Consider the following 14,975-nt stretch of genomic DNA (forward strand, 5'->3'; position numbering starts at 1 on the left):
CTCACGTCACTAAGTTATCGGGCCGGGCAAGCTGTGGATACAGTGCCGCTGTGGCCAGTGGGACCCTGTGGCTGATGAGTCGAGCCAGGGCCTTGAGTAATGCTTTGTTGTCGGCGGCGCCGCTATGTTTGCGATCGCAGCCAAAGGCTTTGATATCGCTGGAGAGCTGTTTTCCGGCCATCGCCTGGATAATGCTGCTGGTTTGGCTGTCGGCGCCGACCTCCAGAAACAGCTGCGCGCCATGTTTTCGGGCTCTTTGCAGCAGCGACTCCACATCGAGTGGCTGGCTGAAACAAGTCGCTATGGTCTCGGCTATCTGCTTGCGCTCAAGCCTGGCAGGTTTGAGCGGCTGCTCGCTGCCGGCGCTGATATAGATGGGCTGCGGCTGTTCAAGCTCACCCGAGAGTGGCCTGTTATAAAAGGCGGTCAATTCGGGCTTTACACGCAGGGCCGCCGGTGTGTGCATGGCGGTGACCCGGTTGGCGGCAACGCCGCGTTTGCCAAGGGCCTTTATCAGTGCCCGGCACTGAGCCTCATCCCCGGCCAGCACGCAGCTTGGCCCCTGACGTATGGCGAGGTAGACCCGCGAGTAAGCCGGGTTTTGCAATAATGGCGTGATGCTGCCTGTATCAATGCGCAGCAGAAAACTGTTCCAGCAGATGGCATCTCTGGCATCGAGTTGCCACTCCTGGCGCACGGCTGTGAGCGCGCCCGAGATCTGCTCTGAGAAAATCCGGCTTTCCAGCGTAGGTTTAACCAAAGCAAAAGGCTTGTCCCAGACGCCATTGGCGGCAAACATGGCCGCTTCGCCCATGGAGTAGCCTATGGCAAAGGCCGGGCGGAGCTTGAACTCCCGCCGCAGTATCTGCGTCAGCAGCACACTGGCGCCGACCCCGGCAACGGCCTGCTCGGCGAGTGTCATTGTTGGCGCCGGACTGGGTGCGGCCTCTCCTTTATCGCTCAAGGTTGTTTCATTGGAAACATCGCTCAAGGCTGTTGGCAGCAGGGTGGATAGGGCGACATTTTCGGCTGTTGCTGCGGCCTCAAAATCGGCATAACTCTTGGGAAAGGCCTGTTTTAAGGCGCCGAGCATGCCATGGTAAGCCGTACCGACACCCGGGTAGACAAAGCAGAGGCGAGCCGGGCCCAGCGGCTGGGCGCAAAAAACGCTGCCATTTGGCGTAATAAGCTCAAGCTCTGGCAGTTTGGCCAAAGACGTTATTTTCCGAAGCTGACCCAGGAGCAATTCGCTCTCGGCAATAAGCTCGGCGGCATCTTTGCCAATAAGCACCAGCGAATAGTATTCGCCGCCCTCGGGCGCTGTGCCTGAAAAGCTCTGCTCCAGGGTTTTCAATTCATCCGTCAGCCAGCGCGCCAGAGCATCTGCGCTCATCGATTGGCTCAGGCGACTTTGGGCCTGCTGCAGCGCAGTTTGCGCCTCACTGAGCAGAGTCTTTGGGTTGGCAATCAAGGTCAGCGGTAAAAGCCAGGGTGCTCCTTGGGAACAAAGGCCAGAGCTTGATTCTTTTCCAAAAGCCAAGCCGCTCACACAAAAGCTGCTCACGCAAGAGTCGCTCAAGGCTGTTTTATCATAAGAGCCGCTCAAGGCTGTTTTATCGCAAGAGTCGCTCAAGGCTTTTTCATCACAAGAACTGCTCAGGGCTGTTTTATCACAAGAGCCGCTCAAGGCTGTTTTATTATAAGAGCCGCTCAGGGCTGTTTCATCGCAATAACCGCTCAAGGCTGTGCCTTGGCTGAGGATCAGCGCCATAGCAGGGGAACTGAAGACCAGCGCCAGAGACTTGCCTTGAAAAGGCAACCCCGCCATTTTCTGCGCCAGGCGCCGCTTGGCAAATGCCTCCAGTTGCAGGCATAACGGCTCAAGTTCCAGCGATTGCTCCAGAAACAGAGTGTCCCTTTCTTCTATCTCCGGGCGTTTTGCCTGCTGCCAGGCCTGCTTAAGAAGCTGCTGCGGCTTGTGAGCGCCATGGCTTAAGGCCTGCAGCAAGGCTTGGGGATGCAGTCTTGCTTGCGCCGCATCGACTGCGCTTAGCAGCAATAGCCGCTGCTTTGATGGCAGCACCAGGCTCAGGCTTGCCCCGGCCTTGACTTCGGCCACCAGCCAAGGCCAGTAGGGAACCTGATTACTATCAAACGCGATAGTGCGCAAGGCAGCCCTAAGCTTGGGCGCCAGGCTTTGCTCCTCTTCGACCAGGCACAGTGCCAGCCGCAGCGGCTTTTCGGCCGCAGACTCAGCTGGCTTTACTTCAATGTGAGGCATAGGGCCTATCGCTTTGCTCAAGGCCTTTCTCTATTACCTGTGGCGGCCTTGGCCGGTTCAAAGGCGGCATTGAGCCCCTTGCTAATGGTGACCTTGGCATTTTCCAGCCCGGTTTGCAGCTGGCCCTCGGCGTTGAACAGGGCCAGATCGGCGCTGAGCTGACGGCTGGAGTGCTTGGTCACCTGCAGGCGAATAAGGCCGGTGTCATTTTCAGGTAGCAGGGCGTTTTGCCAGAGCGTCGCCAGGGAAGAGGGCAGGCTGGCGGCATCGTATTTGAGCCGGGCCCAGATCAACATGGCCTGCAGCAGTGCGTCTTGCTGGATCAGGGCGCGATCTTCGCTCGATGCGGCATCCGGTAGCTGGTATCGGCAGCTAAGGCCTTGGTCATCAAACTGCAGTACCTCAGTAATGGCCTGCAGCTGCGGGCCATGGAACAGGGCGCCGCTGTGATAAAACTCACTGCCTTGACGCACTTGGAGCTCACCTTCGCCTATCTCTGTCATAGAAACATGTGCCAGTGGCTGACTGGCATGCTGCGGCATTAACGGCTGCGGCATTAACGGTTGCTGCATTAACGGCAGTAAGGTCGCCTGATACTGAGGCCGCTCATCACAGCTGATGCTCGCCTGCAGCTCGCCGTCGGCTCCCAGAGTCAGGCTGAGCTGCAATCGCTTTTCATCAGTGTCAAATACCACGCCTTTGAGCAGCTTATAGTCCACGGCGCGCCAATCGCCGCCAAAGAGGCTCTGGGCACTTTGCAGCATCCACTGGAGCGCGCAGACAGTCGGCCATACCGGATTGCCGCCTATGCAGTGATCTTTCAGCAGCGCCAGCTCCTGGCGCTTGATGCTGCGACTCAGGATTTGGGGGCTAGCTTGGGCCTCTGGCACATCTGTGTGGTTCAGGCCTTGTTTGTCCCCCGGGCCTTGCATACTGGAGCCAATCAACAGCTGCGGCTCCGAGCGGGCCAGAATCGCCTCGGCAAACAGCTTGGCACCGGCTTCTCTTGGGATCACATAGACGCCGCGGGACTCAAACATCTGCTTCAGCGCCGCGTTGACCATGCCGCCATCCCAGGGGCCCCAGTTGAAACTGATCACTCGGGTGGTCGGCAACTCATGATGCAGCCGATGAGCGGTTTTATTGAGAATTTCATTGGCCATGGCGTAGTCGCTCTGGCCTGTGTTGCCGTAGAAACCGGCGGCGGAGGAAAACAGCGCCAACAGTTTTAAGTGCTCGGCGGCCTTTTTGTTTGGCGCCAAGGCTCTGAGCAAGGTGGAGAGGCCGCCAACTTTAGTGCCTGTAACCAATTCGAGTTCGGCGAGGGTCTTGTCGGCGATGTGTTTATCGGCCAACACCCCGGCGCCGTGAATCAGCCCGCTGATAGGCGCCAATGCCTGAATGGGCGCCAGTGTGGACGCGACCGCATCCGGGTTACTGACATCCAGGCTCAGGTATTCGGCGCTGGCACCTATGGCCTCAAAGCGCTTGAGCGCCGCGTGAATCTCAAGCGCGTTGACCAGAGGTTTTATCAGGGCTTCCACTTCCTTGGGCGAGGGCTTTTGCCCCTTGGCCAATAGCGCGGTGATTGCGGCTGCTTTTAGCTGACCGCTCTCAAGCCCCTTGGCCCAATCGGGAAAGGCTTCCAATGCCAAGGCCTTGCTGCGACCGGCGAGAATAAAGTGACTACCACTTTCGCGGGCCAGCGCCAGGGCACAGTCCAGGGTGACGCCTTTTGCGCCCCCGGTCACCAGTATTTTATCTGAACTATCGAGCCTGCATGGCGCCATGCCTGTATCGGCAGCAATCTGGTCATAGGCCGAAGTCGCTACCAGGGTCACTCTGCCGGCGGCGCTTTTGCCCCACTCCAACGGATCCTGACTCGGGCTGTAGAGCGCATCCATGACTTGCGAGGCCAGCGCCGAGGCATCAAGCTCGGGAGCAAGATCCAACGCGCGGCAATGCACCTGAGGCCATTCCTGCGCCAGGGTCTTGGTTAAGCCAAACAGGGCGCTCTGATTCAATTCACAGGGCTGACCGCTGAAACCCAGCTGACCATCCATGCGCGCCACAGTGATAAAGGCGCGGCGGCCTTTTGTCGGCGCTTGCCAGGTTGGGCTCAAATGCTTGGCGAACAGGAAGCTCAGTTGTACCTGAGTCTTGGCCGTGATGTTGAGCGGCATCAACTCTTCGAGTTGTTCCTGCGGCAGTTGTGGCTGCAGATGGATATAGATGGCCACTTGCTGTTTGAGCCCGGCGATGAGCGCCTTGACTCCGGCATCATCATTGCTGGCCAGAGTCAGGATTGGCAGCTTGCTGTCCAGCGCCGATTGCGAATCGGTTGCCGCCGGGCGCACCAGAGTGACACTGATGCCACTGTCTGTCAGTTTCTTGGCCAGGACACCGGCATTGTGGCCGTCATCGAGCAGCAGCGCACAGCTGTTCGCGGCAAACAGAGCCTCGGCGCTTGCGCCTGAGAATCTATCTGCCGCCGGCAGCTTTTTTAGGCTGACTCCCGAATGGGGCGGCAAGGCCACACTCGGCTGAGTGTTTGGCGTCTCATAGGTTTGGGTTAGCGGCTCGGCTGCATGCTCAGCGTTTGAGCCGGCAAAACAATCTATTATCTGCCCCAAGGTGCGGCATTCGCTTAAGCTTGCGGCGTCCAGCAGCGGCAGCTCAGGCAGTTTGTCCTGCACTGTGCCGAGAATTTCTACCCGCTTGATGGAGTCGATACCGAGATCGGCCTCCATATCCATCCCAAGCTCGAGCATTTCGGCCGGGTAGCCGGTCTTCTCGGCCACTACCTGTAGCATGATTGCCGTGACATCACTAGCTGTGTTTGATTGAGCTGTGTTTGACTGGGCAGGGCTCGGCTGAATTGGCTCAGGCTGCACACTGGCGTTCACTCCGGCGCTTTGCTGTAGATAATCGACTATCTGCCCCAGGGTGCGGCATTCGCTTAAGGTGGCTGCATCCAGCGGCGGCAGCTCTGGCAATTGGTCCTGCACTGTGCCGAGAATTTCCACCCGCTTGATGGAATCGATACCGAGATCGGCCTCCATATCCATTCCCAGCTCGAGCATTTCGGCTGGATAGCCGGTCTTGTCGGCCACCACTTGCAGCATCAGTGCCGTGACATCATTTTGATTTGAAACTGGCTCAGGCTGCACACTGGCGTTCACTTCGGCGCTTTGCTGCAGATAATCGACAATCTGCCCCAGGGTGCGGCATTCGCTTAGGGTGGCGGCGTCCAATTGTGGCAGCTCAGGCAAGGCATCCTGCACTGTGCCGAGAATTTCCACCCGCTTGATGGAATCGATACCGAGATCGGCCTCCATATCCATTCCCAGTTCGAGCATCTCTGCCGGGTAGCCGGTCTTGTCCGCCACTACCTGCAGCATCAGTGCCGTCACATCACTAGCCGCGTTTGACTGGGCAGGGCTCGGCTGAATTGCCTCAGGCTGCACACTGGCGTTCACACCGGCGCTTTGCTGCAGATAATCGACTATCTGCCCCAGGGTGCGGCATTCGCTTAGAGTTGCGGCATCCAGCGGCGGCAGCTCAGGCAGTTGATCTTGCACTGTGCCGAGAATTTCCACCCGCTTGATGGAATCGATACCGAGATCGGCCTCCATATCCATCCCCAGCTCCAGCATCTCTGTGGGGTAGCCGGTTTTGTCGGCTACTACCTGCAGCATCAGTGCCGTCACATCACTAGCCGTGTTTGACTGGGCAGAACTCGGCTGAATTGGCTCGGGTTGCACGCTGGAATCCACACCGGCGCTTTGCTGCAGATAAGCGACTATCTGCCCCAGGGTGCGGCATTCACTTAGAGTTGCGGCATCCAATTGTGGCAAGTTGGGCAATTGATCTTGCACTGTGCCGAGAATTTCCACCCGCTTGATGGAGTCGATACCGAGATCGGCCTCCATATCCATCCCCAGCTCGAGCATTTCTGTGGGGTAGCCGGTTTTGTCGGCCACCACTTGCAACATCAGCTCTTCGACACCTGTGCTTGGCTTGGCTGTGGTTACGGCTACTGCTACTGCTGGGGCTGGAGCTTGAGGCCGGCTTTGTAGCACCTGGCTTGGTTGCTGTGGTGTGCTTGCTGCTTGGGCCTGCTCTATCTTGGGCAATACAGCATTGGTCAACACAGAATTTGGTAACACAGCACCGCCCTGAAGTTGTTGCAACAACTGCTGGGCGCCGAGATTTTGCGACTGAATAAAGTCGTTGTGGATCTTCAACGTCTCGGCCTGGTGCTGGTGGAACATGGCCAGGGTCTGGTTGAGGCTGTCAGGAATCGCTTTGCCGGCCGTCGCCAGTTTTACTTGCTCTGCGAGCAGTTGCTGCACACTGTTGCCATATTGCAGTGGGATATTCAGAAACTGCTGATGCAGCTCGGCCAACTGTTGCTGGGCGCTGAAAAACTGCTGTAATTCGCTGCCGCTGTTTGCTGGGAGGCCGTTTGCAGCTTGTGGCGCTGTAGCTTGGCTCGGTTGACTCGGGTTCTGGCTTGCGACCGCTACTGGGATCTCGACTATTTTTTCCACGACTTTCTCGACTATTTTTGTCTGTTGACTGACCCGGCCCTCTTTGAGTGAGGCCGCCATCTTCTGGGCGGTCGCCGGGCTGATATAGTTACTGGCACCGAGCTTGATAGTCATCGGTGAGGCCTTGTGTTTGGCCTGGGTTTGTACGGCGCGATAGGCATCGGGATCTGTCAGAGGCAGGCCCGCCAATGCCAGGCTGATAATGGCTTGCTTCAGCTCAGTGTCGGCGGCCAGTGAATCGATACAGCTTGGGTTGTCCAGCGACAGGAACAGGCATTCGGCGGCGCGATCGCCCAAGGTGGCTTGTGCCAACCTGGCCAGGGTGTTTTTCGGGCCAAACTCGACAAATATTCTGGCGCCGTCCCGGTACATGTTCTCTATCTGCTCACTGAAGCGCACCTGCTTGAGCATATGCTGCTCCAGGTTGGCTCTGAGGCTTTCGGCATCCTGTGCCAGCTTGTCACCTGTGGCATTGACATACAGAGGCGTTTTCGCATCGCTCAAGCCCTGGTGGGCAATCGCCTCGGCAAAGGGTTGCTGCGCATGGGCCACCAGCGGAGTGTGGAAGGCACCGGATACCGGCAGCGCTATGGCGCGCAAACCTGCCTCGTTCAGCTTGAGGTTGAGCCGGGCTACCGCTTCACTCGCGCCGGCAATCACAAGCTGAACCGGGCTGTTGATATTGGCTATCTGCACCTCGGGTTCAGTCTGCAACAGTTGCTCGAGCGTATTGCGCTCAGCGGCTGAAGGCAGGATAACGGCGCTCATGGCGCCTGGATCTTTATCTTCGGGGACACTGGCCATGGCATCGCCTCGGGCGAAGGCCAGCGCGTAATAGTTCTCACGGCTCAAGGCACCAGCGGCGCGCAGTGCCGACAGCTCACCAAAGCTGTGACCGGCCAGCATATCCGCCTGGAATCCGGCCTGGCAAAGCAGAGTGAACTGTCCCATGCCGAGTGCGCCAATGGCGCTTTGGGCAAAGCGGGTATTGGCCAGTGCCAGTTCATCCTCTTTGCTGGTCTGGGGCGAGAATTTGGCTATCGGGAACACCCGCGCCGACAAGGGGCCCATGCCGTACTTGTCGGCTACGCCCTGGCGGGAAAACTCACGGTCGGCGGCGGCAAATTCGGCGCGAAGCTCGGGATAGAGCTGGGTTAGCCCAGAGCCCATCTGTAGATACTGACTGCCTTGACCGGCAAACAGGGCGGCGGTCAAGGCCTCAGTCAAAGGCCCACTGCGGTACTCGACTCCCTGCTGTAGCCAACGGGTTTGCGGCTGTTCTTCCGCCGTGCTTTGCAGCTTGTTCAAGGCCTGTTGCAGCTTTTGCTGCAGCTCTATGGTGTCGCAGGCAAGCAGTCCCAGCCTGGGGCCTTGTACCTGTGTCTGGCTGCCGAGGCGATAGGGCGCGCACAGGGTTTCAAGGTCGTCATGGGCATCTGACTCCAGCGTCTTGAGCAGAGCGCTTATCTCTTGCTCCAGCGTAGGTTTGTCTGGTGCGCAAAACAGCAGCGGCAAAGGCGTGCGTCTCAGGCGCGAGGGGTGCTTGGGTAATTCGGGGCTGTGCTCTTCCAATACCAGGTGGAAGTTGGTGCCACCAAAGCCAAAGGAGCTGACGGCGGCGCGCCTTGGCGTACCGTCGGTTCTTGGCATCCAGGGGCGGGTTTGAGTGTTGAGATAGAAGGGCGATTGCTCCACTGCCATCTTGGGGTTGGGCTGCTTCACATTGATGGTGGGCGGCAACACCTTGTGATGCAGCGCCAATGCCGCCTTGATCACCCCGGCGGTGCCGGCGGTCGACTTGGTATGGCCCACCTGGGACTTGATTGAACCCAGGGCGATATGTTGCAGCTCAGGATTATCCTGGCTCATTACGGCGTTGAGGCCGCTGAATTCGGCCACATCACCGGCGGCCGTACCTGTGCCGTGGGCTTCCATCAGGCCCAGAGTATGGGGCGGGAACCCGGCATCATCATAGGCCCGCTGCAGCGCCTTGGCCTGGCCTTCGGGGCGCGGCGCGTAAATGCTCTTGAACTTACCGTCGCTGGAGGCGCCAACCCCCTTGATCACCGCATAGATGCGGTCACCGTCGCGCTCGGCATCCTCCAGGCGTTTCAGCGCCACCATGCCTATGCCTTCGCCTATCATCATGCCGCGGGAGTCGGCGTCGAACGGCTTTATCTGCTCGTCGCTGGTAAAGGCCGGGGTCTTGGAGAAGCTCATGTACATATAGGCAGAGTTGTCGGTGCAGACGCCTCCGGTGAGCATCATATCGCTGCGGCCTTCGGTCAGCTCGGTGAGCGCCATCCGCATTGCCGCCAGCGAGCCGGCACAGGCGGCATCGACCACACAGTTCATGCTGCCGAGATCGAAACGGTTGGCAATCCGACCGGCGATAACATTGCCGAGTGACCCAGGGAAGGAGTTTTCCTCCCAGTGTATATATTGGTCCTGGAATTTGCGGATCAGCATTTCGCTGTCCTGCTCACTGACGCCACTCTCGCGAAACACCTTTTTCAGCACAGGGTATTGCAGCCTGGCATTGAGGCTTTGGCTGATTTTCTGGCCACCGCCAATCCCCAAGGTGATGCCGATGCGGTCGCGATCATAGTCCGAGCCTTCATCGATACCTGCATCCTCCAACACCTCTTTGGCTACCACCAGCGACAGCAGCTGCGAGGTGTCGGTCAGTTCGAGGATATTGGGCGGCAGACCAAACTCCATCGGGTTGAAATCCACTTCCGGGATAAAGCCGCCGCGCTTGCAGTAACTCTTGTCGGCGGCTTTCTTGTCGGGGTCAAAATAGTCTGCCACTTGCCAGCGGTCGGCGGGCACTTGGGTGATGGCATCTATCTTGTCGCAGATCAGATCCCAAAACTGGTTCAGATAACGGCTGCCGGCAAACAGGCTCGCCATGCCGACTATGGCAATCGGTGTGTCTTTCAGCCTTTTGTTGAGGCGTTTGTCTATCTGAGAGGCTTGTTCTTGGCTCATTGAGCATCTCCATTGGTGGCTGCAAGTTGCGGCCTGGGTTTGCGCCCTGCCTTGGCGGCAGCGGGAAACCTGGACTGGAAAATATGATAGTTGCGTACCAGCAAGCGGCGCAGGGCAAACGGGGCGCGCTTGAGGACGTAGGCTATGTAGCGGTCGGCGGCGTGGGTGTCGTCATCCTGATAGATGTCGACATAGACCCAGCCGCTGACGGGATCCATCCCTATGAGTACCGAATGGGTCTGTTGGCCAATGGGAATACTCATGGCTTCGACCTGAACCACAGTGTGTTCATCGGTACTGGGCAGCATCAACGCATCGGCAAGCGTTTGGCTGTTGAGGGTGTAGGTTTGCATCTTGCTGCCGCTGTAGACCGGCAGCTTATTGAAGTGTTTCGGCGGCAGCGAGTGCGCGGCATCGATATTGTCGAGCCGGGATGCGCCGTGGCGTTTCAGACAGCGGGCCAGCCCGGAGCGCGAAACATGGGGATTGATAAACTCCTGGGTGACTTGCAACAGCCTGTCCAGCGGCAGCTTGAGCTGCCAGCGCAGCCCGACAACCACATACTCCTGAATATCGCTCAAAGTGGTATTCAGATGATGCGGGGTGTGGGATTGATCCTGGGTCGACTCGCGTTTACGCCACTTGCGAACGGTTGCTTCACTGATATTCAGTAACCGTGCCAGTTGGCTGACATTGAGCTCCGACTCCTGGATAAAGCGGCGCATTTCCGGGGTGGTGGTGGCATTACGATGACGCCGTTTTCCGGTTTGAGTTTGCTTCATAATCAGCTGGGACTGGGCCCTTGGGCTTCCTTTCTCGCCTGTCTGCCATGGTTGCAAACTTCCACAATACTGAGCGTCAGGCTGTTATTTCAGTAACAGGTGAAGCAGATTACCAGTGCCTGTTGCTCGATACAATCATCTGGGACTGAAAATCCTGCTTTTGTTTTAAAGCACTTACTTGCAAATGAGTCCGGAATGGCTTGTTGTTGATTTGTTTTTAAATTGATATAAATTGGTTGTTTTGGTTTTTTGTGCTGTAAAAATGGATATCTGATACCTATTTATCCCTAATCCCCAGTGGTCTGTTGCAGCTTATATTGCAGCTTATGTTACAACCTGGGTATCTGCCTTTAGGGCAACTGGATGAACTGGCATCAGCAACAGAAATGGAGAGTGTCAGGTGTATTTAACAAAAAATAATCTACTGGGAATGGCGAGTGCGACCTTGTTTACTGTACTCGGCGCCGGTTGCAGTGGTACCAGTGCAACGACCGCCGAGTTGTCGCCTGAGGACGCGGCCCGCCAACAAAGACTCGATGAACAGGGATACCGCTGCGACCGGGTTAGGGTTACCGGCAGCAATATTCCCAACCGCCGCTGTACAACCGCCCAGCAACGGGAAAGAGAGCGGGAAGAGGCGAGAGCCTATGTCGATAAAATGAATCAGCAAAACATGAACGATTAGCACTTGAGACCGAGGGGGAGCCCAAGGCAAAATAGCCTACTCCCCCTTGGTTTTTTGGAGCCTCCCATCAACGCCGTGCAACTCTTTTTGTATCCCTTACGCCAGAGTGAGCCTTTAAAACTCAAAGATCTGGCGCTGTGCCTGACACCGGCCGAGCGGGAAAAGTTTGCCCGAATAAGCCATAAAGAGGTACAACAACGAGCAATAACAAGCCGCGCCTTGCTGAGAAAAACCCTGAGTACTCAAGCGCCGCTTGCAGCCCGGGAGTGGTGTTTCGATTATGGTCCCCAGGGTAAGCCGCGCCTTTGTGATGAGCAGTTTCAACAGACTCAGCTGCAGTTTAACCTCAGTCACAGCGGTGATTGGCTGCTGTTGGCATTGCTGAAACATCCTTCTCCTGAATTGCAACTTGGCGTCGATATAGAGCGTTTACGGATGCGCACATCTATCGATACTGTGATGCGCCACTATTTTGCGCCTTTTGAGCTGCAGCAGTTACGAGATCTGGATGATGCCACGCGGCGAGAGGCGTTTTTCGACCTCTGGGCCTTGAAAGAGTCTTATATCAAAGCGACCGGAAAGGGGTTGGCGCAGCCGCTCGATGGGTTTGCGTTTGACTTGAGCTCAGGGGAGGCATGCTCGGCCGAGCGGCCTGCCGAGATTGTTTCGATGCGCCGTGGGCTTTTGTTAAAGCCTAAGGAAAACACCCAATGGCAGAGTTGGCTTGGCCATATGGAGCCGGGTTATCGATTGGCCCTGACGCTGGGGGCGCCTACAGCCATCAACTGGCAACTGCACTGGCACCTTGGTCAGTAGCACTCTGAAATGGGTTACCGGGCAGGAATGAAAAAGCGGCTTTAAAGCCGCTTTATGTTCGATTACTGTCTTGCCAGGCGTTGGCTTTCCGGCACGTGCTCAAAGTCACTGCGGAACGGGTTGATGTCCAATCCGCCTCTGCGGGTGTAGCGGGCGTAGACGGTCAATTTACTGCAATGGCAGAAACGCTTCAGATCGGTAAATATCCGCTCCACACACTGCTCGTGGAACTCGTTATGCTGGCGGAAAGAGATCAGATAACGCAGCAGTTTTTCCCTGTTTATCTTGGGTCCCTGGTAGCGGATCATCACGCTGCCCCAATCAGGCTGTGAGGTGATCAAACAGTTGGACTTAAGCAGGTTGGAGTTCAAGGTCTCGGCGACTATCTGCTTGTCGTCTGTGCTGTCCTCGAGCCATTTGGGGTTGAACTCATAGTCGCTGACTTCAATATCCAGATCGTCAATGCAGTGCCCCGGCAGCTCAACAACTCTCTGGCTGTTGAAGTGCTTGGGCTCAATCACTCTGACTTTTACCTCGCCATTGGCACAGCGGCTCAGATCTTGGATAAGGGTCTGCTCGACGGCTTCAGTACTGTCAAAGCGAGTTTGATTGAAACTGTTCAGATAGAGCTTGAAGGATTTGGACTCAATTAAATGCTCGCTGTTGAGATCCAGCTGGAACTCGGCGATGGCCACCATGGGCTTGCCCTTGGCATTGAGCCAGGAGAGTTCATAGCCGGTCCAGATATCGGCGCCCTGAAACGGCAGAGGCGTACTCAGGTTGATTGCATCACGGTTGAGTTTGCGGGGCACACCCTGCAACAGCTCTGGGGCGTAATGCTCTTGATAATCTGTCTGCTGACCCAGTGTCAGGCCAGATAAGGCTTCGGCGTTCCGGTAAGGGTCGTGATTCTGTGTCATCAAGCGGGTTTCCGTGTCAAAATAGGCCACCATTATACCTGAATTTGGAAGTGCGATAAGTGTCTTGTGCCCAGGCGTTGGAGCAATTTCTCAGCCGTTATCATCAAAGTTACCAGTCGAGTCTGGGGGAAGGCCCCAGATGTTATGCCAGGGGAGAAGCCTCGCCCTGTGTGCTGCAGGAGGATGGTGAAGATCCGCAACTGTGGCAGACTATTCGCCGTGAGCAGCCAGGCAGTTTTGCCAATGTCAGTCATGCGCTGGAGTTGCCGCTGCATGCCGATATCGACGAGTTTTATGGGCAGTTTTTTGCCGCGCATCTGTTGTTTGAAGCCGATTTCGGCGAAGGGGAACTATTGCAGCCCTGGAGTCAGGATGATTTTGAGTTCCTGCAGCAGAATCTGATTGGGCACCTGATGATGAAACGCAAGCTCAAGCAGCCACCGACCTGGTTTATCGGCCTATTGGGGCAAGGTGATGAGATGATCTGCGTGGATAACGAAACCGGTGCTGTCTGGCGTGAGACCCCGGGTGAGCTCCCCTCAAAGAAGCTGGCAGATAGCCTGGAAGAGTTTCTTGTTATGCTGCGCCCCAGAGTGGCGCCGGCAGTTGAGCCTGTGGAGCCGACCATGGCGGATGTTGACCATCCCGGTCTCTGGGCGCGGATGAAGCTTATGTGGCAACACCTGTTTTCCCGCCGCTGATAGCCGGGGTTGCCACAATCACTATTGATTGATGATCACTGCTATTGATGAGCCTAGGCTATTGATGATCCCAGGAGAGGTTGGAGACTATCCGGCAGTTGTCACAGCGGAAATGAAACAGATCCAGCAACGGGCTGGGCTGGCGCCAGTCCGGGTTGCCGCAGCGGGGACAGGGACGGGCCAATTCGGCTTGCTTACTCTCTCCCCCGACCCGGTAAAGGTAGTAATAGGTAGGAATTTGGGTCAGATATTCGATGCGGCCACGCAAATCCCAGCCGCGGCGAAACAGATCGCTATCCGGGCTGGAAAGCTCCTCAAGTGCGGCAAACTCGGCCTTGGTTGCTGCGGCCATCTGCAGTTCATCACAGGCTTGCCACTCGGTTTGCCAACGGATCACCCGCTTGTGATCGCCGTTGAAGGTCGCGGGAATGCGGTAGAGTGGAATGGGTAGCAAGTTATCGCCGCTGCGCAGTGGTGAGCACATATGCACATAGCTGGTATAAAGCAGCTGCCAACTTGGGGGCTCCAGGGTGCTGACCTCGGAATTGATATCCTGACCTATGAGCTTTTCCTTGGGGGCCAGCAGTTTGGCCTCGGTTAACTGCTGCAACGCCTGTTTGGCCCAGGGACTGTTGTGCCTGTTGGCCAGACTGGTTTCTTCAGGTAGCAGTAGCCTGACTCTGAACTCTCCGTCCCTAAAGGCCACCGCAAATTCCCGTCCCAATACCTGACCGTTGGCCCGCCAGGCTTCAAGCAGGGTATTGATGGCTTTTTCTGCGGCGCTGATCGTGGTGTTGGCAAAGCATTCAAACCTGAGTTCGCAGACAAACATTATTGCTGGCCCTCAAGCTTGGTGAGCCTTTGTTGCAAGGCCGCGAATTCTTGTTTCAGTTGCTGCTGTTCCTGGCGTAGCTGGCTGATCTCCTGCTGGAGAACTTCTACTGTGGGGACAGGTTTCTGTGGTGCAGCTTCATCCTGCCGAGGTTCGCTTTGAGTTAGTTTTTCCCGTTCACTCTCCGGAAGGGATTTGAAGCGCTGCAGACCTTCAACCAGCAGTGGCATTGGTAACTTGTTGCTGAGTCTTGCCTTAATCAGTGCCAGAGAGGGAGTATGGCCGCTTTGGGCTACTGCCGCCGCAGCGGCCATGACCTGTTCCAGTGGAGTGGACATCTTGGTAAAAAACCTCACTTTTTCGCCAATAGCTACATAGTGCAGCAGTTATTTGTTTTTATCTTTTTGATATTTA

General features: G+C 56.6%; 9 protein-coding genes. 3 read left to right on the top strand and 6 right to left on the bottom strand.

The window, feature by feature from the left end; genetic code table 11:
* Window position 1: 1 nt before the first annotated feature.
* Genes WKR14_RS06045 through WKR14_RS06055 form a run of 3 tightly spaced genes read right to left on the bottom strand, consistent with a single transcriptional unit; the run spans window position 2 to window position 10,607 of the window.
* A complete protein-coding gene (locus WKR14_RS06045; protein WP_339087515.1) occupies window positions 2-2,302 on the bottom strand; it encodes a PfaB family protein in 2,301 nt (766 codons plus the stop codon).
* A complete protein-coding gene (locus WKR14_RS06050) occupies window positions 2,299-9,825 on the bottom strand; it encodes an SDR family NAD(P)-dependent oxidoreductase (RefSeq protein ID WP_339087516.1) in 7,527 nt (2,508 codons plus the stop codon). The genes WKR14_RS06045 and WKR14_RS06050 overlap by 4 nt, the downstream gene beginning before the upstream one ends.
* Window positions 9,822-10,607: a helix-turn-helix domain-containing protein gene (locus WKR14_RS06055; protein WP_039034214.1), complete on the bottom strand. Its 786-nt coding sequence runs from the start codon at window positions 10,605-10,607 to the stop codon at window positions 9,822-9,824. The genes WKR14_RS06050 and WKR14_RS06055 overlap by 4 nt, the downstream gene beginning before the upstream one ends.
* Before the next feature lie 400 nt (window positions 10,608-11,007).
* Between WKR14_RS06055 and WKR14_RS06060 the strand changes: the two genes are divergently transcribed.
* Window positions 11,008-11,292 (top strand): hypothetical protein, encoded by a 285-nt coding sequence (locus WKR14_RS06060; RefSeq protein ID WP_144161927.1) that lies wholly within the window; start codon window positions 11,008-11,010, stop codon window positions 11,290-11,292.
* A 75-nt stretch (window positions 11,293-11,367) separates the two neighbouring features.
* Window positions 11,368-12,108, top strand: coding sequence for a 4'-phosphopantetheinyl transferase family protein (locus WKR14_RS06065; RefSeq protein ID WP_339087517.1), 741 nt, complete (start codon window positions 11,368-11,370; stop codon window positions 12,106-12,108).
* 62 nt (window positions 12,109-12,170) lie between these two features.
* Here WKR14_RS06065 and queF read toward each other — a convergent pair whose 3' ends face one another.
* The gene (queF, locus tag WKR14_RS06070; protein WP_339087518.1) at window positions 12,171-13,028 is read right to left on the bottom strand and encodes an NADPH-dependent 7-cyano-7-deazaguanine reductase QueF; all 858 of its coding nucleotides are present in this window, start codon (window positions 13,026-13,028) and stop codon (window positions 12,171-12,173) included.
* 59 nt (window positions 13,029-13,087) lie between these two features.
* Between queF and syd the strand changes: the two genes are divergently transcribed.
* The gene (gene syd / locus WKR14_RS06075) at window positions 13,088-13,729 is read left to right on the top strand and encodes a SecY-interacting protein (protein WP_101053515.1); all 642 of its coding nucleotides are present in this window, start codon (window positions 13,088-13,090) and stop codon (window positions 13,727-13,729) included.
* Window positions 13,730-13,787: 58 nt separating this feature from the next.
* Here syd and WKR14_RS06080 read toward each other — a convergent pair whose 3' ends face one another.
* Complete coding sequence (locus WKR14_RS06080; protein ID WP_028779837.1) at window positions 13,788-14,561, bottom strand: Zn-ribbon-containing protein; 774 nt, start codon at window positions 14,559-14,561, stop codon at window positions 13,788-13,790.
* A complete protein-coding gene (locus WKR14_RS06085; RefSeq protein WP_165564726.1) occupies window positions 14,561-14,899 on the bottom strand; it encodes a hypothetical protein in 339 nt (112 codons plus the stop codon). Before WKR14_RS06085 ends, WKR14_RS06080 begins: the two co-directional genes overlap by 1 nt.
* Between the last annotated feature and the right edge of the window lie 76 nt (window positions 14,900-14,975).

The organism is Shewanella chilikensis (assembly GCF_037953065.1).
Taxonomy (GTDB): domain Bacteria; phylum Pseudomonadota; class Gammaproteobacteria; order Enterobacterales; family Shewanellaceae; genus Shewanella; species Shewanella chilikensis.

What these genes read in the sequence shown, in the direction of transcription:
- WKR14_RS06085 (WP_165564726.1), bottom strand. Translation starts at nt 14,899, where the DNA reads ATGTCCACTCCACTGGAACAGGTCATGGCCGCTGCGGCGGCAGTAGCC.
- WKR14_RS06080 (WP_028779837.1), bottom strand. Translation starts at nt 14,561, where the DNA reads ATGTTTGTCTGCGAACTCAGGTTTGAATGCTTTGCCAACACCACGATC.
- WKR14_RS06050 (WP_339087516.1), bottom strand. Translation starts at nt 9,825, where the DNA reads ATGAGCCAAGAACAAGCCTCTCAGATAGACAAACGCCTCAACAAAAGG.
- queF (WP_339087518.1), bottom strand. Translation starts at nt 13,028, where the DNA reads ATGACACAGAATCACGACCCTTACCGGAACGCCGAAGCCTTATCTGGC.
- WKR14_RS06055 (WP_039034214.1), bottom strand. Translation starts at nt 10,607, where the DNA reads ATGAAGCAAACTCAAACCGGAAAACGGCGTCATCGTAATGCCACCACC.